The sequence below is a fragment of the Hymenobacter mellowenesis genome, from assembly GCF_030581005.1.
In the GTDB taxonomy this organism is placed as follows: Bacteria; Bacteroidota; Bacteroidia; order Cytophagales; family Hymenobacteraceae; genus Hymenobacter; species Hymenobacter mellowenesis.
The window spans coordinates 1-19,469 of sequence record NZ_JAUQSX010000009.1 but is presented as its reverse complement, the minus strand read 5'-3'; the positions used below and the strand labels follow the sequence as shown (position 1 = coordinate 19,469).

The following is a 19,469-nucleotide window of genomic DNA, read 5'->3' as shown; positions in this document are numbered from 1 at the left end:
GCCGGGGCCGGGGCATGCCCTCTACCGGCGTATCTTGCCCATTGGCATGGAAAACACTCCCCTCTTCTGGCTCGCCTTCGTGGCTTTCGTGGTCGGGCTGCTGCTGCTTGACTTGTTGGTATTCAACCGCAAGGCCCACGAAATCAGGCTGCGCGAGGCGCTGGGCTGGAGCGCTTTCTGGGTGGCGCTGTCGCTGGGCTTCAACCTGCTGGTGTACCGCACCATGGGCCACCAGGCAGGCCTGCAATGGCTGACTGGCTACCTGGTAGAAAAGGCGTTGAGCGTCGACAACCTATTTGTCTTCCTACTCATTTTCAATTACTTCAAAGTACCGGGCCAGTACCAGCATCGCATTCTGTTCTGGGGCGTGCTGGGCGCGCTCATTCTGCGGGCGGTATTTATTCTGATTGGGGGGGCGCTGCTGGCCAAATTCCACTTACTGCTCTACCTGCTGGGCGCGTTTCTGGTGTACACGGGCATTCGGATGGGGGTGGCGGGCGACACGCCCGAAATCGACCCCGAAAACAACCCCGTGGTGCGCTTCCTCAGCCGCCACCTCCCCATCACCCGGCAAATGGAGGGCGGTCGGTTTTTCATCAAGAAAGACGGCCTGCGCTTTGCCACGCCGCTTTTTGTGGTACTGGTGATGGTCGAAACCACCGACGTGGTGTTCGCGGCCGATTCTATTCCGGCCATTCTGGCCATCACGCGCGACACATTCATTGTGTTCACCTCCAACGTGTTTGCCCTGCTGGGCCTGCGGGCCATGTATTTTGCCCTGGCCAGCATGATGCGCCTGTTCCATTACCTGCACTACGGCCTGGCGCTGATTCTCGTGTTCATCGGGGCCAAAATTCTGCTGGAGGAAATCCTACCCATCCCCATGCCTTACGCGCTGGGAATTGTGGGCGGATTGCTGGCGCTGAGCGTGCTGGCCTCGGTGCTGTGGCCCAAGAAAAGTAGTTGAAACCCTTTTCTTTCTCCGCCAGTCGCAATTATTAAAGCTGGCCCGGACAACCTTTTCTATCTATCAGCCCTCATGCGCTCATGAAAACACTTCGACTCCTTGCCCTTGGCTTTCTACTAGTGGCCCCGGCCGTGAAGCCGGCCGCCGCCCAGGTTCTCGACCCCACCTTCACCTCCCCCCTTTCGCTCTACACCACCGGGCAGGTGTACTTCCTCGGGCCGCAGCAGGCCGACGGCAAGCGCGTGGTGGGCGGCTATTTCACCCGGGTCAACGGGGCGGCCACCGGCGCCAACTTTGCGCGGCTCGACGCGGCGGGCGTGGTCGACGCGGCTTTTTCGCAGAACACGGGCGCCGTCAGCGGCGTGTCGCAGGTGCTGGGCCTGCCCACCGGCCAATACCTGCTGGCCGGCGGCGGCGCCATTATCGCCGGCAGAACCACCCGCAACGAGTTGCTGCGCCTGAACGCCGACGGCACCGCCGATGCCACCTTCACGGCGGGCACGGGGGCGGCCCTCAACGGAAGCCCCGGCTTCGGGCAGCTCTATGCGGTGCAGCCCGATGGTAAAATCATCGTGGCCGGCTATTTCGACCATTACAACGGCGTGGCTGCCGCCGGGGTGGTGCGGCTGAATAACAACGGCAGCGTGGACAACTCCTTCAACGTGGGCACCGGGTTCGACCCGCTGGCCTTGCCGGGCTCCGTAGCGGTGCAGGTCGACGGCAAAATTCTGCTGGGTGGCGAGTTTGATGCCTTCAATGGCCAGCCCGCCGCCGGCCTGGTGCGGCTGAACGCCAACGGCAGCGTCGATGCCACGTTCACCTCGCCGCTGCTGGTTTCGTCCTACACCGAAGGCATTGTGGTGCAGCCCGATGGCAAGGTGCTCATCAACGGGTTCCTGAACCTGCCGAGCAGCACCTCGCGCTACGCGGGCCTAGCGCGCCTGCTTTCCAGCGGGGTCCTCGACCCGAACTTTGTGACGTCGAACTTCCTCGACGGCGACATTTCGACCAACACCGCGGAGCCGGCCGTGCTGCTGCAGCCCGACGGCAAAATCATCGTGAGCGGCTACTTCACCGGCGCCGTGGGCAACCGCGTGGCCCGCCTCAACACCGACGGCACGTCCGACGTCACCTTCCAGGTGGGCACGGGCCCCAGCACGGCGCCCTGGACCATGGGCCTGCAGGCCGACGGCACCCTGCTGGTGGGCGGCGGGTTTGGCGCGTTCAATGGCGTGGAGCAGCCGCTGGTGCGCCTCACGGCGGGCGGCGTGGTAGAGGCGCCGTTTGCGCCCCGCCTCCAGATTGGGGGCACCGCCGCGGCCCTGGCCCTGCAGCCCGACGGCAAGGTGCTGCTCGGGGGTGACTTCACGGAAATCAACGGCCAAGCGGTGCATCGGCTGGTGCGGCTGCAGCCCGGTGGCGCCCTCGATGCGGCCTTCGGGGCCGCCACCGGCGTGCTGCCCACCCCGGTGACCACCCTGGCGCTCCAGCCCAACGGCAAAGTGCTGGTGGGCACCGCCGAGAGCGTGCTGCGCTACGAAACCAGCGGCAGCCCCGACGCCACCTTCGCCCCGTTTGTGACCGGCCCCGGCTACTTCGTCAACAGCGTGGCGGGGCTGGCCCTGCAGGCCGATGGCCGGGTGCTGGTGGCCGGCAGCCTGAGCGGCACCGCCAACGGCACGCCGGTCAACGGCCTGGCCCGCCTCACCACCTCCGGCGCCGTAGACCCCAGCTTTGTGCGCGCCGTGAACGACCCGGTGCTGGGCACCGGCTCCGCCGCCGACGCGGTGCTGGTGCAGGCCGACGGCCGCGTGGTGCTGTCGGGCCGGTTTCGGGTGGGCAACGCTACGGTGTTCCGGGTGGTGCGCTACGAAAGCACCGGCGCGCTCGATGCGTCCTTCAACAACACGGCCGTCTACAACTTTACCGCGCCGGCGGCCGCTGGCCACGTGTTTGCCCTGGCCCAGCAGGCCGACGGCAAGCTGCTGGTGGGCGGCAGCTTTGGCCAGGTTGACGGGGTGCCACGCTACAACGTGGCCCGCCTGACCACCACCGGCGCCCTCGACCCCAGCTTTACGTCCCCCCTGGCCATGTCGGGCGCGGTGCGCGTGCTCACCATTCAGCCCAACGGCCGGGTGCTGGTGGGCGGCAACTTCAGCCAAGCCACCTCGCCCACCCACAACAACCTGACGCGGGTGCTCGACAACGGCTTGGTGGACGGCACGTTCGGCAGCACTGCCAATCCCAACGGCCAAGTGCGCAGCATTGCGGTGCAGCCCGACGGCGCGATTCTGCTCGCCGGCGCCTTCACCACCGTGAGTGGGCTGCCCCGGCTGGGCGTGGCCCGCATCACGGCCGCCAACGTGCTGCACGTGAAAGCGCCTGCCGCCGTGGCCGAGCGCACCGCCGCCTGGCCCGTACCGGCCCACGGCCGCCTGCACGTGGCCCCCGACGCCAGCGCCCAGCCGCAGGCCCTCGAACTGCTCGACGCGCTGGGCCGGCCGGTTCGCACCCAGCCCCTGGCCGGCGCCACCGAAACCACGCTGGACCTGGAAAACCTGCCCGTGGGCGTGTACCTGCTGCGCGTGCGCTATGCCGTGGGCACCGTCACGCGCCGCGTGGTGGTGGAGTAGAGTCTTCCACGAGAACAAGAAAAGGGGCAATGCCATTGGCATTGCCCCTTTTCTTGTTCTATGCCGCCCGGTTGGCCGACGGTGCTACTTTGGGTTTTTGGTTGGCTCGGCATCGGGCACGCCGGAGTTCACGCCCGCGTCGGGGGCAGCGCCGGTGTTGAGCAGGTCAATCAGGTTGAGGGGCTCAAACTGGCTGGAGTCGGCCGCCACGGTGGTGCGGGTGGTGTCGGGGCGGGCCGAGAAGTGCATGTATTGCTTGGCCGGGCCGTTGAGGGAGAGGCCGTAGGGCAGGTTTTCGCGGTCGTTGGCGGTGATGAGGCCGCGCGTGGCCATGATGTCGGCAATGAGGCGGAAGAAATAGCGGGTGCTGCGGCGCAGGTCGCCGTAGGCATCGAAGGAGTAGCGGGCAAACTTGGGCTTGGGGATGATGCTGGCCAGGTAGAGGCTTTCGGCCAGGTTCAGCTCGTCGGGGCGCTTGCCGTAGTAGAACAGGGCCGCATCCTTCACGCCGTACACGCCGCGCTTGCCGCTGGGCCAGCGGTACTTGCTGGGGCCCCACTCGATGATGTTGAGGTACACTTCCAGCATGCGCTGCTTGCTGGCCAGGCGGGTGTTTTCGATAAGCCAGACCATGAGGGCTTCCTCGATTTTACGGGCCACGGTTTTCTGACGGGTCAGAAACACGTTTTTCACCAGTTGCATCGAAATGGTGCTGCCACCCCGGGCAAAGCGCTTCTCCTTGATGTTCTGGATGGCCGACTTCACAAACGCCTTCTCCATGAAGCCCCGGTGCGAGAAAAAGCGCGGGTCCTCGGCCGTGGTGATGGCGTGGATGAGGTAGGGCGATACCTCGTTGTAGGGCACGAAATCGGGGTTGGGCGGGCCCACGGCGAAGGTGCGCACCGAGTCGCCCTTGTCGTTGTACACGGTTTGAAGAAAGGGCGTGTTCAGCTTATTCAGGTCTTCCTCGCCGAAGTTGGTGAGCCGGAAGTTCTTGCCCTTGAGGCCCGAATCGAACCGCAGGCTGTCAACGTTGGCCATGTCGAGGTCGGCACTGAGGTGGTAGCTGAGCGTGCCGGTGCCCTGGGTGCCGCGCACCTCGTCGAAGATGCCGGTGGGCAGCGAGGCAAAGAAGTCGTTGGCTTCCGTCTCGGCCGACGTCACGTTGATGCGCACGGCGCGGCTGGGCTTCATCCGCACGCTGATTTCGGGGTAGAGCACGATTTTATTGACCGTAATCTGGCTGCCTTTTTCCAGCGCGACCGTGCCGCGGCCCAGCGTGGCCACAAAATCCAGGGCGCCGCGCTTCACCTCAATCTCGTTGGCGGCCAGCTTGGGGTGGTAGAGGCTGAAGCCCCGGGCGGCCAGCGAGCCGCGCACCGTGAGTTTGCCGCCGGTGTCGTCGTTGTCGAAATCCTTGCCGGTGAGCTTCACGAGCACCGTGTCGAAGCTCACCAGTGCGCCGAAGCGGCGCGGCACGTAGGGCAGCTGCACCGAGCCGCCCACCCCGAACACCCGCGCCGTGAGGGCGTAGTCGCCGGGCTCGATGTGGCCGCTGATGCCCAGCTCGTTGGCCACCGAATCGAGCGTGGCCGTGAGGCGGCCCGAGATATCGCCGTCCTGGATTTTCAGCTCCGGCATGCGTAGCAGGGCCGTGTGGCGCGGGCTGGCGTAATCGACGGTGAAGTTTTGGAAGGTGGCCTCGCCGGGCACGTTGTCGAACACCGTTTCGAGGGCCTGGTTCAGCAGCAGGCCGTAGTTGGTGCCCTTGGTGGTATCGCGCGGAACGGTGCTGGCTTTCTGCTTTTTAATCAGGAAGCCGTAGTTGTCGTTGGTAGCCGTTTTGTGGGGCGTGAGGCGGGCCGTGATGATTTGCAGGTCGCTGAACACCGGCCGGCCGGCGAAGAGCGAGCGCACGCTCAGGCTGGCCTGCAGGCGCCTGGCGGTGAGGAGCGTATCGGTAGGCGCGGCGTTGGGCACGAGGCTCAGGCCGGCAATCTCCACGGTTTTGAAGCCGGCAAACCGGGCCGGGCCCAGGGTAAGCACCACCGGGTATTTGCGCTCGATTTTGGCTTTTACTTCTTTCAGGGCGTAGTCCAGCAGCTGCTGGCGCTTCCACTGAAACACGGCGAAGGCCACGAGCAGCAGAGCCGCCAGGCCGCCCAGGATGCCGAGAAGAAGTCGTTTGGTGGAAGGGGAAATTTGCACGGAACTCAATAAGGTGGGCGATTTCGCCAGCGCCAAAGGTAAGGAAAACGCAGGCGTAGCTGGAATACGGCATCGCCAGTGGAACGACTGTATCGGCTTACGCCTACGTTTCCTGGCGCAGGCGCAGCAAAACCGAAAGGTGTAAATGCAGGCCAGCCGGCTATGGTTCAATTCGCCGGCCTGAGCTCTGCCGGTGCTTTTTGTGGTCACCTTTTTCCGAATTAGTGGGCCAATTTGGTTCGGCTGCCTTGCCCCGGCCCGTACTTTTGCGCCATGCCCAGCCCCCTCCTCGCCCTCTCGCCCCTCGACGGGCGCTACGCCCGCGCCACCGCCTCCCTGGCCCCGCGCTTCTCCGAAATGGCCCTGATACGCTACCGCGTGCTGGTCGAAGTTGAGTACTTCATCGCCCTGGCCGAGCTGCCGCTGCCCCAACTAGCCGGCGTAGCGCGAGAAGCATTCCCGGCCCTGCGCGGCCTGTATGAGAACTTCACCGAAGCCAACGCCGAGGCCATCAAAGCCCACGAGGCCGTGACCAACCACGACGTGAAAGCCGTGGAATACTGGCTGCGCGACGAGTTTACGAAGCTCGGGCTGGGCGCTTTCGTGGAGTTCATTCACTTCGGCCTCACCTCGCAGGACGTCAACAACACGGCCATTCCGCTCAGCTTCCGCGATGCGCTGGTGGGCGAGGTGCTGCCCGCCTACGCCCAGGTGCGCAACGCCCTGGCCGCCCGCGCCCAGGAGTGGGCGCCCGTGCCCATGCTGGCCCGCACCCACGGCCAGCCGGCCTCGCCCACGCGGCTGGGCAAGGAAATCGGGGTGTTCGTGGCCCGGCTCGATGCGCAGGTGGCGCTGCTGGCCCAGGTGCCGTTCGGGGCCAAGTTTGGCGGCGCCACCGGCAACTTCAACGCCCACTTCGCAGCCTACCCGGAAATCAGCTGGCACGCCTTCGCCAACACGTTCGTGAACGACCGGCTGGGCCTCAGCCGCTCCTTCCCCACCACCCAGATTGAGCACTACGACCACCTCGCGGCCCACTGCGATGCCCTCAAGCGCCTCAACACCATTCTGATGGACCTGGCCCGCGACGTGTGGCAGTACATCTCACTGGGCTACTTCAAGCAAACCATCAAGGCCGGCGAAGTAGGCTCCTCGGCCATGCCGCACAAGGTGAACCCTATCGACTTCGAGAATGCTGAGGGCAACTTCGGCGTGGCCAACGCCCTGCTGGAGCACTTCGCCGCCAAGCTGCCCATCTCCCGCCTGCAGCGCGACCTCACCGACTCCACGGTGCTGCGCAACCTGGGCGTGCCGCTCGGCCACGTCCTCATCGCCCTCGGCGCCCTGCAGCGCGGCCTGGGCAAGCTGGCGCTCGATGAGTCAGCCCTGAAAAAAGACCTCGAAACCAACTGGGCCGTGGTGGCCGAGGGCATCCAAACCATCCTGCGCCGCGAGGCCTACCCCGACCCTTACAACGCTCTTAAAGCTCTCACGCGCACGGGAGAGGCCATTTCGGCCGCCAGCATCGGCGCGTTCATCGATGGGCTGGACGTGGACGACAGCGTGAAAGCGGAGCTGCGCAGCATCACGCCGCACAGCTACGTGGGGCGGTAGGGCGGCCACGGGTGTAGCTTTAGCCGCATTTTAGCATCCTGCATTTACCATCCCTTTATGCGCCTCTCTGCTACCGCTCTGTTCGTCCGGGTTATTTTATGCGTTGTTCCGGCGCTGCTCATTTCTAACCCGGGTGCTGCGCAGGCACCAGCTTGGGCGTGGGGCTTGCAAAGCACCAACCTTAATCCAACAGATGGGACGGGCGTTGGCGGAAACACGGTGGCCGCCGATGCAGCTGGCAACGTGTACGTTGGCGGCATATTGGGTTCTTCTACGCTGATGCCCCGTGCGACTCGCAGCTTTGGCAGCGCGGGCAGCTTGGGGCCAGGCGGTTTTGTGGCAGAGGCTTCTCCGAGCGGGAGTTGGATTTGGCGCACGGGAGTTGCGCCCGTTGGGGTTTCGTCTATCGGTGATTTGGATGCCAAGGTGACCGGAATAGCCGTAACTCCGGCCGGCGATGTTTATGCAACCGGCACGGCCATTGCCGACAGCCTGCGCGTGGGAGGAATAACGCAAGATTTGGCTAACGCAGGCTACGCCGTATGGGCGGCACGGCTCAACAGCGCGGGCGTTTGCCAGTGGCTGCGGACCGTGGATGTCAGGGGCGCAGCGCCCCGAATTGCCCTGGACCCCAGCACCGGCGGGGTGGTGGTAGCCGACGCCTACCAGGGCCAACCCACTTTCGGAACAACGACGCTGCCGGCGGTTAATACGGGCACCGGCAGGTCGGCGCTCTTCGTGGCCCGCCTGAGCGCGGCCGGGCAATGGACCGCCGTGGCCAGTTCGACTGGCAGTCCCGGCGTGGCTTCCAACCTGGCGCTGGCGGTTGGTGTCAATGGCCAGGTGGCAGTGGGTGGCCGGGAGTTGTCGGGAAGCATGACGTTTGGCACCCTCTCCACTGCGGTGCCCGCCAGTAACAACGCAGGTTTTGTTATTGCCCAGCTCAGCCCGGCCAATCAGTGGCAATGGGCCATTGCCAACGGCAGCAGCTTTGACAGCGAAGCATTTCGCCTGGCGTACACCGCAGCCGGCTCGTTGTGGGTGGCCGGGCGGGCCACCCTCGGCACCGTGGTTGGCGCCACCACCATCAGCAGCCCTTTAACCAGCATTCCGCTTGGCTACGGTTACCACTTTCTGGGGCAATTGTCGGCGGGTGGGCAATGGACCCTAACGCAGCAATTGCCGCTCAGCACTGCTTACGTTGTTGCTTTCTCGGCTTTTGTGGTCGATGGCAGCGGCAATGCGGTCGTGCTGGAGAAGCTGGGTAGCATTGGTGCCGGGCCCGCCCAACTCACCGTTGGAAACCAAACCATCACCGCGCCTGCTGCCGGCAACCAACCCTTTGCTGCGGCATTAAGTCCCGGCGGGCAATGGCGTTACATTGCCACCACGCCCCTGCCGGCCGTCGCCTTTGGGCTGGAAGTTGCCGATGCGACGCTGAATGACACTAATCTTTACATCACGGGCACGCTTCAAGGAGGTGTCGTTTTTGGCAATACCACGTTGGTAGGCAGCGACAATGGCAGCACCACTGGCTTCCGAGGGAGCGATGCTTTTCTGGCAAAACTGACCAATGCCACGGCGCTGGCAACTAAACCAGCTTCTCCAACAGACCAATTGGCGTTCTTTCCCAATCCCGCTCACGCGCAAGTCGTTCTAAGCCCCGCTGTGCCGGAAGCAACCAGTGCCACCTTGTTTGATGCTCAAGGCCGCGAGGTGCGCCGCCAACGCATTCCTGCTCACGCCACCGTTACTACCCTCGACCTCACCGGCCTCACGCCCGGCCTCTACGTGGTGCGTTGTGGCACAGCTTCGGGCAAATTGGTGGTAGAATAACCTTCTTACCGACTTTTATTCCTGCTTTGCAGATGCGTCTTTTCTATTTCTCCCTTGCCCGCGTGGCGGCCGTGTTAGCGCTGTCGTTTTTCGTTGCCTGTTCTTCTAAAAGGGACGACCCCGCCCCGGTTCCCGTCGCGTTTTCAGGCATGGCGTGGAAAGTCGATTACGTCAAGACAAAGGCTTTGTCTGCCCGAGTACAGCCTTCGGGCAATTACCTCACCATTTCCGGCGTGGGCTCTGTCGGCACCAGTAGCATGCTGCTCTACGTTCCTAACGCGGTGGGGACGTATGCGCTGGATGGTACCTCCCCTGCGTATGCCAGCTACTCCGCAGCAGCCAGCAACACTCAGGTATTTAGCTGCACGTCCGGCACTATTGTCGTTTCCAGCATCAGTGCTACCAACGTCACCGGCAGCTTTGCCTTCAAATCCGCGAACTATACCGGCGATAGCCGAGACGTAACTGAGGGCGTTTTTAATGTAAATTTTTAAGTCCACGCCGCAGTCGACCAACAGCCGGACGCTTTATTTACATCGAGGTGGCCCCATTCGCTACTTTTGCCTCTTCACCGGCCCCCTTCCCCTTGCCCCACCTGCTCGATTCCGTTCTGGTTCACCCCGACTGCCGCCATTTCCGCGGCGACCTCCCCTGCCGCCCCAACAAAACCGACGGCTACGTGTGCGACGGCTGCCCGGTGTACGCGCCCGTCACGAGCCGAATTCTGATTATCAAGCTCGGGGCCATTGGCGACGTCATCCGGACTACGCCGCTGCTGCGGCGCCTGCGCCAGGAGCGGCCCGGCTGCTCTATCACCTGGCTCACGCTCACGCCCGCCATCCTGCCCCAGGGCGAGATTGAGGAGATTCTGAAGTTCGACTTTGCCAGCGCCCTGCAGCTGCAGGGCCGCGAGTTCGACGTCGTCATCAACCTCGACAAGGAAAAAGAAGCCTGCGTGCTGCTCAACAGCATTGTGGCCAAGGAGAAATTCGGCTACGCCCTGCGCCCCTACGACGGCGTGGCCTGGCCCGTGAACCAGCTGGCCGAGCACAAGTTCCTCACCGGCGTATTCGACCAAACCAGCCTGGCCAACACCAAGCCCTACGTGCAGGAAATCTTCGAGCTCTGCGGCTTCGACTTCCGGGGCGAGGAATACGTGTTCGACACCCACGAAGACAAGGGCTTCGACTGGAGCGCCCTGCCCGCCGCCCGCCCCCGCATCGGCCTCAACACCGGCTGCGGCGACCGGTGGACCACCCGCCTCTGGAGCACCGAGAAATGGATTGAATTGATAACCGGCCTGCAAGCCGCTGGCTACACGCCCGTGCTGCTCGGCGGCGAGGCCGAAGACGCCCGCAACCGCGAGCTGCACGCCGCTACCGGCGCCGCCTACCTCGGCACCTTCCCCCTCCCCCAGTTCATCAACCTGATGCACCAGATGGACGGCATCGTGACGCAGGTCACCATGGGCATGCACATCAGCATCGCCCTCGGCAAGCCCACCATCTTGATGAACAACATCTTCAACCCGCACGAATTCGACCTCTACGGCCGCGGCCAGCTCGTGGGGCCCGACAAGCAGTGCGTGTGCTTCTACCGCGGCAGCTGCCGCCTCGGCACCAGCTGCATGGAAGACCTGCCGGCCGCCAAAGTGCTGCAGGCCGTGCGCGAGAGTGTGGCGGTTGGCCTGTCGGCCGGCTAGCTTTTCGGACGGGGCGCGTGCCGCACTGCCAGGTAATCGGCCGGGGGCGTGGCCCCAATCAGCTCGGTCAGCGCGGCCTGCGGCAGTTCGTCGGCCTGCGTGAAGTTCACGCAGCCCTTGCCCATTTTCAGTTTGGGCGCGGCGGCGGCCAGCTGCTCTTGCAGCACGGGCATCAGGTACATGGGCACCAAATGCAGGGTGAGGTAGCCCTTTTGGTTGGCCAGGCCAATGTACATGTCCTTGCCGGCCCGAAACTCCAGGAACTTCGGCCCGATGTGTTCGGTGTAGCCGGCCGGCACGGCCTGGCGCACCAGCTGCCACGCCTGCACGGCGGGCTGCTGCCGCTCGGCGGGCAGGGCCGCGATAAATTCGTCAAATGTGAGGGCGACAGGAGCGGGCATCGGGAGCAGGCAAATGGTTGAGAACTTGAAGGGACAAGATACAAACCGGCGCTATTCCCCGGCCGCCGTGGTCCAGTGCCCGCCGCGCAGCAGCGGCAGCCGGCGCCACGGCAGCGGCCGGGCCAGCCAGCGCACCGAATCGGGCCCGAGCCGGCCGCTCAAGTGCAGGCCCGCGCTATCGGCGCGGTAGCACAGCACGCCGGGCTGGCCCGCCGGCCCGCGCAGCAGCAGCCGGCCGGGCGCGTAGTGCAGCGCATAGTCCTGTAGGCGCCCATCGGCCGCCTGGGTGATGAAGTAGCCGCGCCGATGCACGAACACCCGCACCGGCGCCCCGCCCGCCGCGCCCGGCAGCGGCACCACGGCATACGCGCCGTGCAGCGGCGGCCGGGCGGCAGCGTCGTCGTTGAAATTGCCGCGCTGCACAAACGGCACAGCCGTTTCCAGCAGCAGCACGGCCAGCAGCAGGCCGCGCACCGCGCCCACCCAGCGGCCCCGCCACCGCGCCGCCCGCTGGGGCCCGGCCGGCCGCCATTCCCGCCCCACCAGCGCATAATATGCCGTGTAGAGCCCCGGCGCCGCCACCACGCCCGCCAGCAGCAGCAAAAACCCCGACCACAGCTTCACCGAAATATCAAACCCGAAGTTCAGCGCCACCACGTTGGCCAGCACCGCCAGCGCCAGCACGCCGCCTAGTAGCCGGGTGCGCCCCCACACCAGCAGCAGCCCCACCCCCACTTCCAGCAGCCCCGCAAACACACTGTAGCTGCGCGAGGCTCCCATCACGCTCCAGTAGGCCAGGTCGGGCGAGAGCTGGCCGAGCGGCGTGTACAGCGTATTCGGCTCGGGCAGGTAAAACTGGCTTTTGAAGATTTTATCAAAGCCATAAAGCAGCAAGTGCAGGGCCACAAACCACGCCGCCCCGGTGTGCAGCCCATACCACAGCCGCGCTTCGCCAGCGGAACTGCGCCGGGCCAACCATACCCACAAAGCCGCCGCCAGCGCCGTGCCCACTGCCAGCAGCCCCGCGTAGGCATACAGCCCGGGCGAATCAGAAAACAATGCCGCCGAGCGCCCCGGCAGCCAGCGCCCCACCAGCACGCTTACTCCCGTTTCCAACGCAGGCCGCAGCCACGGCCCCACACCGGGCAGCAACTGGTAGCGAAACGGGGAAGTGAGGGCAAAAAGTCCGGCAAATAGCAGCAGCCACCGGCGCGCAAAGGCTCCCGGCATTGGTCAGGCAGCCGGGGTTTGGGTGGGCCGGCGCTCGCCGAGCAACCAGCCAGCGCCGCTCAAAGCCAGGATGCCTGCCACGGCCAGCGTCACGCCATCAGGCCGAGCTGGAATCGTCGGAATAATAAAGGCCCCCGCTTTCCTGCGCTTGGTTTTTTGCTTGACTTTTGCGGGCGGCAATGCGTTGACCGGTACCTGGGTTGTATCAAAATCAATGAGTTTAATCTCCGGATGGTACCGCCGATAGTAGCGAACTATTTCACCCCTATTCTTAAAATCATAATGGCCCAGTCTCAGAGTATCCGTTTTTCGACTATAGTATGCCTTGCTTGCGGCTGAGTTGTCATGGAATTGAAAATCAACCCACTTTCCATACGCCAGGGCCACTGTATCAGAAAGCAGGCGAATACTGTCGGCGTTAAAATACGGCGAAGGAATACCAAAATTATCCGCGCCTTCTTCCGTCGCTAGCGTCGCCGCGCTGCCGCTGTGGCTGAAGTGGGCCATGCGCGCCGTTTGGGCGGCGGTGGGTAGTGCCGCAGTCCAAACCAGCAGGTGTGCGATGATGACCAGCTTCTTCATACCGGATAGTTACTTGTTGGCTTCCGCTCGCCCAGCAGCCAGCCGGCCCCCGCCAGCACCAAGATGGCCGCGATGGCCAGTGCCACGCCGGGGTGCTGGGGCGGGGCCGGCACGGTGGTGGGCAGAAGGGCGGATTTCTTGCGTTTGACTTTCTGCTTTTCCAAAACCGGTGTCGTCAGCTTTGGCGCTTCCTTGGCTGCCACCGAGTCTCGCCTGATAACCTTAAGGTGCGGATGATACTGCTGTTTGCTGGTAATGTATTGCCGGACCGATTTTCCGTAACCGTGCTTGGCATAGCCAAACTGCACAACGTTGGTTTTTCCAGCTTTGTGGTAGCCCGTCCAACGTCCGTATTCCCGCGCTGTACTGTCGGTTAGAATTTCAATACTGTCCGCCTCGAAGTGGCTGGGCGGTATCCCAAAATTATCGGCTGCTGCCTCCAGCGTCGCCATGCTGCCGCTGTGGCTGAGATGGGCGATGCGGGCCGTTTGGGCCACGGCCGTTTGGGCTAAGCTCCCCCACAATGCCAAAATAACCAGCGAATTAAATAACTGTATTTTCATGGAACAAGGAATTTCACGAATATACAAAGTCTGGAATTAGCCTACCTCCCCGCCACTTCCTTCAGCGCCGCCACCATCACCGGCCACGAGAACAGCTTTTTCTGTTCTCGCACGCCTGCGGCAAAGGCATTTTCCCGTTTCTGGGCATAAAAATCCACCACCGCATCGGCAATAGCCGTGGACGAAGGCGGTACCACGTAGCCCACCACGCCATCCGGAATTAGCTCGGCCAGGCCGCCCACGTCCGTCACCAGCATGGGCCGCTCAAAATGATACGCTATTTGCGACACGCCGCTTTGCGTAGCATTCTTGTAGGGCTGCACCACCAAATCGGCCGCGCAGAAATAATCTGCCACCTTTTCATTCGGAATAAAGTCCGTGGCCCGCACTATTCTGTCTTCCAACTTATAACGCTTAATTAAGGCCTCGTACGGCGCCGCGTCTTCATAAAATTCTCCCGCGATAATTAATTTGATTGGCAGTGCAGCAATTCGCGCATCGGCAAATGCTTCAAGCATGATATCGAGTCCCTTGTAGGCTCGAATAAATCCGAAGAATAATAAATAGCCCGCCGTATCCGGCAGTTTCAATGCGGCCAAAGCATCTGCCTTGGGCTTGATGGGCCCGAAATTATCGTACAGCGGATGCGGCCGGTACAGGGCTGGTTTCCGCCCAAAACCCAGCTGCTGCAAGTCCTTCAACACGCTCCGGCTCATGGTCACGAAACCGTCGCAGGCACTCAGGAAATAGCGCGTCAGCGGCCCGTCGCCCGGCCGCTTTTCGTGCGGAATCACGTTGTCGGTGATGGCCACCACGCGGGTGTGTTCATTGCCGCGCACCAGCCGCGCCACTGTGCCCAGCGCTGGCCCCATAAACGGCAGCCAAAACCGAAAAATCACTAAATCAGGCTTCTCCGCCCGCAGCTTCCGCCCCACACGCCACCACGACAGCGGGTTCACCGAATTCAGGCTAACCTCAATTTGCAAATCCGTCGGGCCGGGCTCGGTGCTGAACTGCGTCTGGCCCGGAAACAGAAAATCCGGGTATTGCAGCGAAAACGTCACAATGCGCACCGTGTCGCCCGCTTCCTGAAAAGCCCGCGCCAGCCGCTCATCGTACGTGGCTAGGCCGCCGCGCAACGGGTAAGCCGGCCCAATGATAACAACCTTCATTTCAGTCAACATTTATTAATTAACATCTAACAATTACATCAGCGCCCACGGCACTTGTTAAATGTCAATTGATAAATGTTAAATGAATTAATGAATGGTTTCCCGCACCAGATAATCGTTTCGGCGCGGGCCATTTAATTGAATCATTTCCCCCAAAAACCCAGATACAAATAGCAGCACGCCCACAATTACTGCCGTCAGGGCCAGAAAAAACAGTGGTTGTTCCGTCACCTGCCGGGCCTTCAGATTGTGCAGCGACAGCCACACCTTTTCGCCCGTCAGCCACAGCGTAATCAGCAACCCCACTAGGAAGGAGAGCGTGCCCAATGTCCCAAAAAAGTGCATGGGTGCGCGCCGGAAGCGTCCCACAAAGGTGATGCTCATCAAATCCAGGAAGCCGAAGATGAACCGTTCCAGCCCGAATTTGGTCACACCGTATTTCCGCTCCTGGTGCTGCACCACCTTCTCGCCAATCTTGCGAAAGCCGTTCCATTTCGCAATCACCGGAATGTAGCGGTGCATCTCGCCATACACCTCAATGCTTTTCACCACGCGCGAGTCGTAAGACTTCAGTCCACAGTTGAAATCGTGCAGCTGAATGCCCGACATCAGCCGCGTGGCCCCGTTAAATAGTTTGGTCGGAATGGTTTTCGACAAAGGGTCGTAGCGTTTCTGTTTCCAGCCGCTCACCAGGTCGTACTTGTCTTCCACAATCATACGGTACAACTCCGGCAGTTCCTCGGGCGAGTCCTGCAAATCGGCGTCCATGGTGCACACCACCCGCCCCCGCGCCGCCTCAAAGCCCACATTCAGCGCCGCCGATTTGCCATAGTTCCGATTGAAGCGAATGCCGCGTAGCGTCTCATCCGTCGCCGCCAGGCCCTCAATCACCTCCCACGAAGCATCCGTCGAGCCATCATCAATCAGAATCACCTCGTACGAAAGCCCACGCGCCCGCAATACCTGCGCAATCCAGCGCGTGAGCTCCGGCAGGGATTCTGCTTCGTTGAGTAGCGGAATCACGATGGAAATTTCCACCGGAAATTTAGCAGATGACTTATTCAAATTCGGGAGCACTACGCTTGGTGAAAGCCGATACAATAGCACCGAGTACAAGCCCAACACCCAAACCACGGGTAATGCCGTTGACCAATGTTTTGGGCAAACTCAGCTTCATTTCATCAAAGCGCGCAGTACTCTCGGCTATTTTATCGTCAGGCACATTATTACGCTCCATAAACTCTGTCATTCCAGTTTTCAGACGATTCACAAAGTCTGGGTCGATGAATTGAACATAAACATAATTGAATAAGCTTGTAACAACACTAATTATCAACATCATTACCATAGTAATGATAAGTCCTTGGCTGAATGTCATCAAACGATTATTCGCGTCCTTGAAAGCTTTGTGAGCGATGACAATCCACACAATTGTTACAACCACACCACCGAGAAAGGAAACTATCCCAAATGTCATAAAGCCAAAATCAGCGATACGAATCAGGAAATCGATAATTACTGCTGTCAAAGCTGCCAAAACGCCATAGCGCAAACCTATCGAAACAGGTGTTACAGACTTGGTAGTAGTTTCCATAATTTGTTGAGGTTGGTGAGTATAAAAGTGAGCTGCAAAGTAACCAGAATTATTCGCGCAAAAATATCCCCGCCGGTACGGCCAACACGAGCCCCAGCACCAGCACCTGCAGAAAATTGCTGCTCGCCATGCCACCCACCGTCAGGCCCTCAACTTGTTGGAGTTGCTGCTGTCGCATGGCCACAGATACGCCCTGCTTGGCGGCTTCCCGCTGCTGGGCCTGCACTATCTCTTTCACCTCGGCCCGGTGGCGGGCCACGGCCTTCTCGCCTGCGCCAGCCGCCAGCCCCAACACGCCAACGGCCGAAACCGCCGCCGCCAGCATTACCGTCAGTACACCAACACCTAACGACCGACCCAGGCCCGGTTTCTGTGGCTTCAACTGCCGCCGCAGTTTCCATTCGCTGGCCACTGCCACCAGCGGCACCAGCAGTTGAGCCAATAATTGCTTGGGACCAAAACCATTGTTGCCAGTCAATTGCAGCGCCACCATCCACAGCACACAAACCAACCCAACGCCCACGCCAAATTTCAACGCTAATTGCGTCACTACCGGCGCCGGTGTGCCGCCCCGCGTGGCAAGGGGTTCAACGGAAGATTCTGCCATAAGCCACTAATTGATTTAAGCCGCAAGTTACGCCCCAACCTCGCGTTGGCCGCTGCTTACCTGCCTAAACCGTCGCTTTGGCTGCCACACTTCCCGAGCCTACCGCCGCCCGAGGGCGCCCAAACCGAACCAGCAATGCTTCGGCCAGCAAAAAGACCAACGTCGCCGCCAGGAAGTATCGCCATAGCGGGGTGCCCGTTTGGTCGGCGCTGTCCGCGGCCAGTCCCGCGCCGTTGGCCCCGTTTTCTACCACCCGCACGTTGGGATGGCTATTGCCCAGCAATTGCCGCAAATCGTCGGCCGAATAAGCCTCTAACTCCGACTCGCGCTTGTTCGCATTAAAAGCCAGCGTAGTCAACGGCTGTTGCCCCTGGCGCACCTGATAAAATCCCGGTACATTCATTGCCTCTGGTAATTCCAAACGCACTTCCGAGCCCACCACTCGTTGCGCCGGAATTAGTATCAAACTATCCTTTACCATCCGAAACGCCGCTTCATCCTGCCGCCCCGCAGTGCCGGCTGCCGGTAATTTCAGGGTCACCACATCTTGGTTGAGGCGATAAGCCGGCAACTGCTCGTTCTGATAGCTCAGCATGGCCATTCGGTACATCACCGGCACAAACAGGGCATGCTCTACAAAGTCCGAATAGGCAGTTCCAAACGGGGCTGAGAAAACGTATACCTGCCCCGCTCCATTGGTAAAACCGGCTAGGTAGCTTTCGCCATCACGCAGCCGCATAATATCCGTTCCGGTACGCGACCAGCGCAACACCGGCGCCACGCGCGGCATTGTCACTGCCCGCTGCTGCGCGCCAAATACATCTCGAAAGAACGGCTCCTGCGCACTTGGCATGGCCACCTCGCGCAGTTCAGGCTTCGGCGCATTGTCTTCCCACTGCACACCACCCAGACCCAATTCCTTAAATAGCAGGTTGTAAGTTGTATGTGCACCACTAGCTGCTGATGGGACAATCACAACACTAGCCCCTTGCTTCACCGCAGAAACTAACGCCTCACGTAAGCCAGCATCCACATTTGCAATACCACTCACTAGTATCATGTTGGCTCGCCGTAGCAGCCCAAAGTCAACTCGCCCGCTTTTGGCAAAAGTATAGGCGAACAGTGGCTCGTTTCCATACAGCTGTTGCGTCACCGGCTCTTCACCAATCTCCAGAACTCGAATAGCCGCCGCCGGCTGCAACGTAAAATAATAGGTGTTATCAAAAGCTACTGGCAGGTCGTCCACCACCACTCGCCCCTCTACTGGCACACTATTGTCAATTTGTACCTGCACCACTGTCGTCACAGCTTTGCCGGGTGCTACTGTAACCCGCAAGGCAGCCGCCTGTTTAGCACCCAAAAGCACTTTGACCTGGCAATCAGTTACATCCGTTTGCCCACCATTGCGCAATCGGACGTGTAATCCAATGTTGGTATGAAGCCGCACAAAAGCATCATCAACCCACACACTATCTACATAAATATTTCCAACCCGTTTTCCTGCCAGTGGTACCAAAACAACCCGTTTACTGCTCCCAAACTTATCGAGCGAGCTAACAGTGAAAGCGCTTTTCTGAAAATCAGAGAATAAATAAACTAACGAATTCCTATCCGCAGAAATGCTTGCGAAAGCGCTATTACCTTGACCAAGTTTTAATGTATTTAAATCATTTTCATACTGAGTATAGCTTTCTATTTTTCTTCCAATATTAAGTAAACGGAATTTGTCAGCTTTATTGCCTTTCCCTAAAATAGCTGCTTGGTCCATACCTTCCTCCAACAAGCTTCTTCCCGATATTGCCCGCACTTGCATACTATTACTATTGTCCACCCACACATCCATCGTGCTACTCTGCGCCATAAGGTCATTATACCTTTCAGCCGGAATAAAAGGCTGGCAAAAGACAAATACCAAAGCAGCAATTGCTAACGCCCTAACTAGCAAAACAAACCAATGCTGAAGTTGCCGATGACGCACGGTCACCATTTCCACTTCCCGTATAAATGCTGTATTCGTAAAAAGAACTCGCTGTGGCCGTCGCAACTGCAGTAAATGAATCACAACAGGAACTATCACCGCAAAAAGCCCAAATAGAAACCACGGATAAGCCAACTGCATATAATCGCTCTATCTAATCAAAAAATAAACTCGCCTACTAACACAAACAATCATCAATTGGCGCTTGTCAAGTATACAGCAAAGATGACCATATAATTTCAAATTGTTTTTTGAAAATAACAAAAGCAAAAATCCCCTCTTGATTGCTGGTGAAAGCATCCAAGAGGGGGATTTCCTTGTGTAAGGTTGGCGGCGACCGACTCTCCCACCGGTGAAGGCAGTACCATAGGCGCACCGGGGC

General features: G+C 60.7%; 16 protein-coding genes. 6 read left to right on the top strand and 10 right to left on the bottom strand.

Going from position 1 to position 19,469, the window contains the following annotated elements; all coding sequences use genetic code 11:
- The first annotated feature begins 46 nt into the window (after positions 1-46).
- Together Q5H92_RS16695 and Q5H92_RS16690 are read left to right on the top strand one after the other, a co-directional pair.
- A complete protein-coding gene (locus Q5H92_RS16695) occupies positions 47-967 on the top strand; it encodes a TerC family protein (RefSeq protein WP_305012689.1) in 921 nt (306 codons plus the stop codon).
- 80 nt (positions 968-1,047) lie between these two features.
- On the top strand, positions 1,048-3,600 hold the full coding sequence (locus tag Q5H92_RS16690) for a T9SS type A sorting domain-containing protein (protein WP_305012688.1): 2,553 nt from the start codon (positions 1,048-1,050) through the stop codon (positions 3,598-3,600).
- An 84-nt stretch (positions 3,601-3,684) separates the two neighbouring features.
- Here Q5H92_RS16690 and Q5H92_RS16685 read toward each other — a convergent pair whose 3' ends face one another.
- Positions 3,685-5,808: a transglycosylase domain-containing protein gene (locus Q5H92_RS16685; protein ID WP_305012687.1), complete on the bottom strand. Its 2,124-nt coding sequence runs from the start codon at positions 5,806-5,808 to the stop codon at positions 3,685-3,687.
- 273 nt (positions 5,809-6,081) lie between these two features.
- Between Q5H92_RS16685 and purB the strand changes: the two genes are divergently transcribed.
- The 4 genes from purB to Q5H92_RS16665 all read left to right on the top strand — a co-directional run bounded on the left by purB (position 6,082) and on the right by Q5H92_RS16665 (position 10,960).
- Positions 6,082-7,422, top strand: coding sequence for an adenylosuccinate lyase (gene purB / locus Q5H92_RS16680; RefSeq protein WP_305012686.1), 1,341 nt, complete (start codon positions 6,082-6,084; stop codon positions 7,420-7,422).
- A gap of 414 nt (positions 7,423-7,836) precedes the next feature.
- Entirely contained in the window at positions 7,837-9,258 is a 1,422-nt protein-coding gene (locus tag Q5H92_RS16675) for a T9SS type A sorting domain-containing protein (RefSeq protein WP_305012685.1), read from the top strand.
- 32 nt (positions 9,259-9,290) lie between these two features.
- Positions 9,291-9,752, top strand: coding sequence for a DUF6252 domain-containing protein (locus Q5H92_RS16670; protein ID WP_305012684.1), 462 nt, complete (start codon positions 9,291-9,293; stop codon positions 9,750-9,752).
- 92 nt (positions 9,753-9,844) lie between these two features.
- Positions 9,845-10,960: a glycosyltransferase family 9 protein gene (locus Q5H92_RS16665; RefSeq protein WP_305012683.1), complete on the top strand. Its 1,116-nt coding sequence runs from the start codon at positions 9,845-9,847 to the stop codon at positions 10,958-10,960.
- Here the strand turns inward: Q5H92_RS16665 and Q5H92_RS16660 are convergent.
- The 9 genes from Q5H92_RS16660 to Q5H92_RS16620 form a co-directional block, all read right to left on the bottom strand.
- The gene (locus Q5H92_RS16660; RefSeq protein ID WP_305012682.1) at positions 10,957-11,361 is read right to left on the bottom strand and encodes a DUF1801 domain-containing protein; all 405 of its coding nucleotides are present in this window, start codon (positions 11,359-11,361) and stop codon (positions 10,957-10,959) included. The genes Q5H92_RS16665 and Q5H92_RS16660 overlap by 4 nt on opposite strands.
- A 51-nt stretch (positions 11,362-11,412) precedes the next feature.
- Positions 11,413-12,591 (bottom strand): hypothetical protein, encoded by a 1,179-nt coding sequence (locus Q5H92_RS16655; RefSeq protein WP_305012681.1) that lies wholly within the window; start codon positions 12,589-12,591, stop codon positions 11,413-11,415.
- A 3-nt stretch (positions 12,592-12,594) separates the two neighbouring features.
- Positions 12,595-13,173 carry a hypothetical protein gene (locus tag Q5H92_RS16650; RefSeq protein ID WP_305012680.1) on the bottom strand — a complete coding sequence of 193 codons (579 nt, stop codon included), beginning with the start codon at positions 13,171-13,173 and terminating at the stop codon, positions 12,595-12,597.
- Positions 13,170-13,736 (bottom strand): hypothetical protein, encoded by a 567-nt coding sequence (locus Q5H92_RS16645; RefSeq protein WP_305012679.1) that lies wholly within the window; start codon positions 13,734-13,736, stop codon positions 13,170-13,172. The genes Q5H92_RS16650 and Q5H92_RS16645 overlap by 4 nt, the downstream gene beginning before the upstream one ends.
- Before the next feature lie 41 nt (positions 13,737-13,777).
- Positions 13,778-14,908 (bottom strand): glycosyltransferase, encoded by a 1,131-nt coding sequence (locus Q5H92_RS16640; protein WP_305012678.1) that lies wholly within the window; start codon positions 14,906-14,908, stop codon positions 13,778-13,780.
- Positions 14,909-14,995: 87 nt separating this feature from the next.
- Positions 14,996-15,946 carry a glycosyltransferase family 2 protein gene (locus Q5H92_RS16635; protein ID WP_305012677.1) on the bottom strand — a complete coding sequence of 317 codons (951 nt, stop codon included), beginning with the start codon at positions 15,944-15,946 and terminating at the stop codon, positions 14,996-14,998.
- A gap of 19 nt (positions 15,947-15,965) precedes the next feature.
- A complete protein-coding gene (locus tag Q5H92_RS16630) occupies positions 15,966-16,502 on the bottom strand; it encodes a DUF4199 domain-containing protein (RefSeq protein ID WP_305012676.1) in 537 nt (178 codons plus the stop codon).
- 49 nt (positions 16,503-16,551) lie between these two features.
- A complete protein-coding gene (locus tag Q5H92_RS16625; RefSeq protein ID WP_305012675.1) occupies positions 16,552-17,109 on the bottom strand; it encodes a DUF4199 domain-containing protein in 558 nt (185 codons plus the stop codon).
- Between the two features lie 64 nt (positions 17,110-17,173).
- The gene (locus Q5H92_RS16620) at positions 17,174-19,228 is read right to left on the bottom strand and encodes a BatA domain-containing protein (protein WP_305012674.1); all 2,055 of its coding nucleotides are present in this window, start codon (positions 19,226-19,228) and stop codon (positions 17,174-17,176) included.
- Positions 19,229-19,469 lie beyond the last annotated feature (241 nt).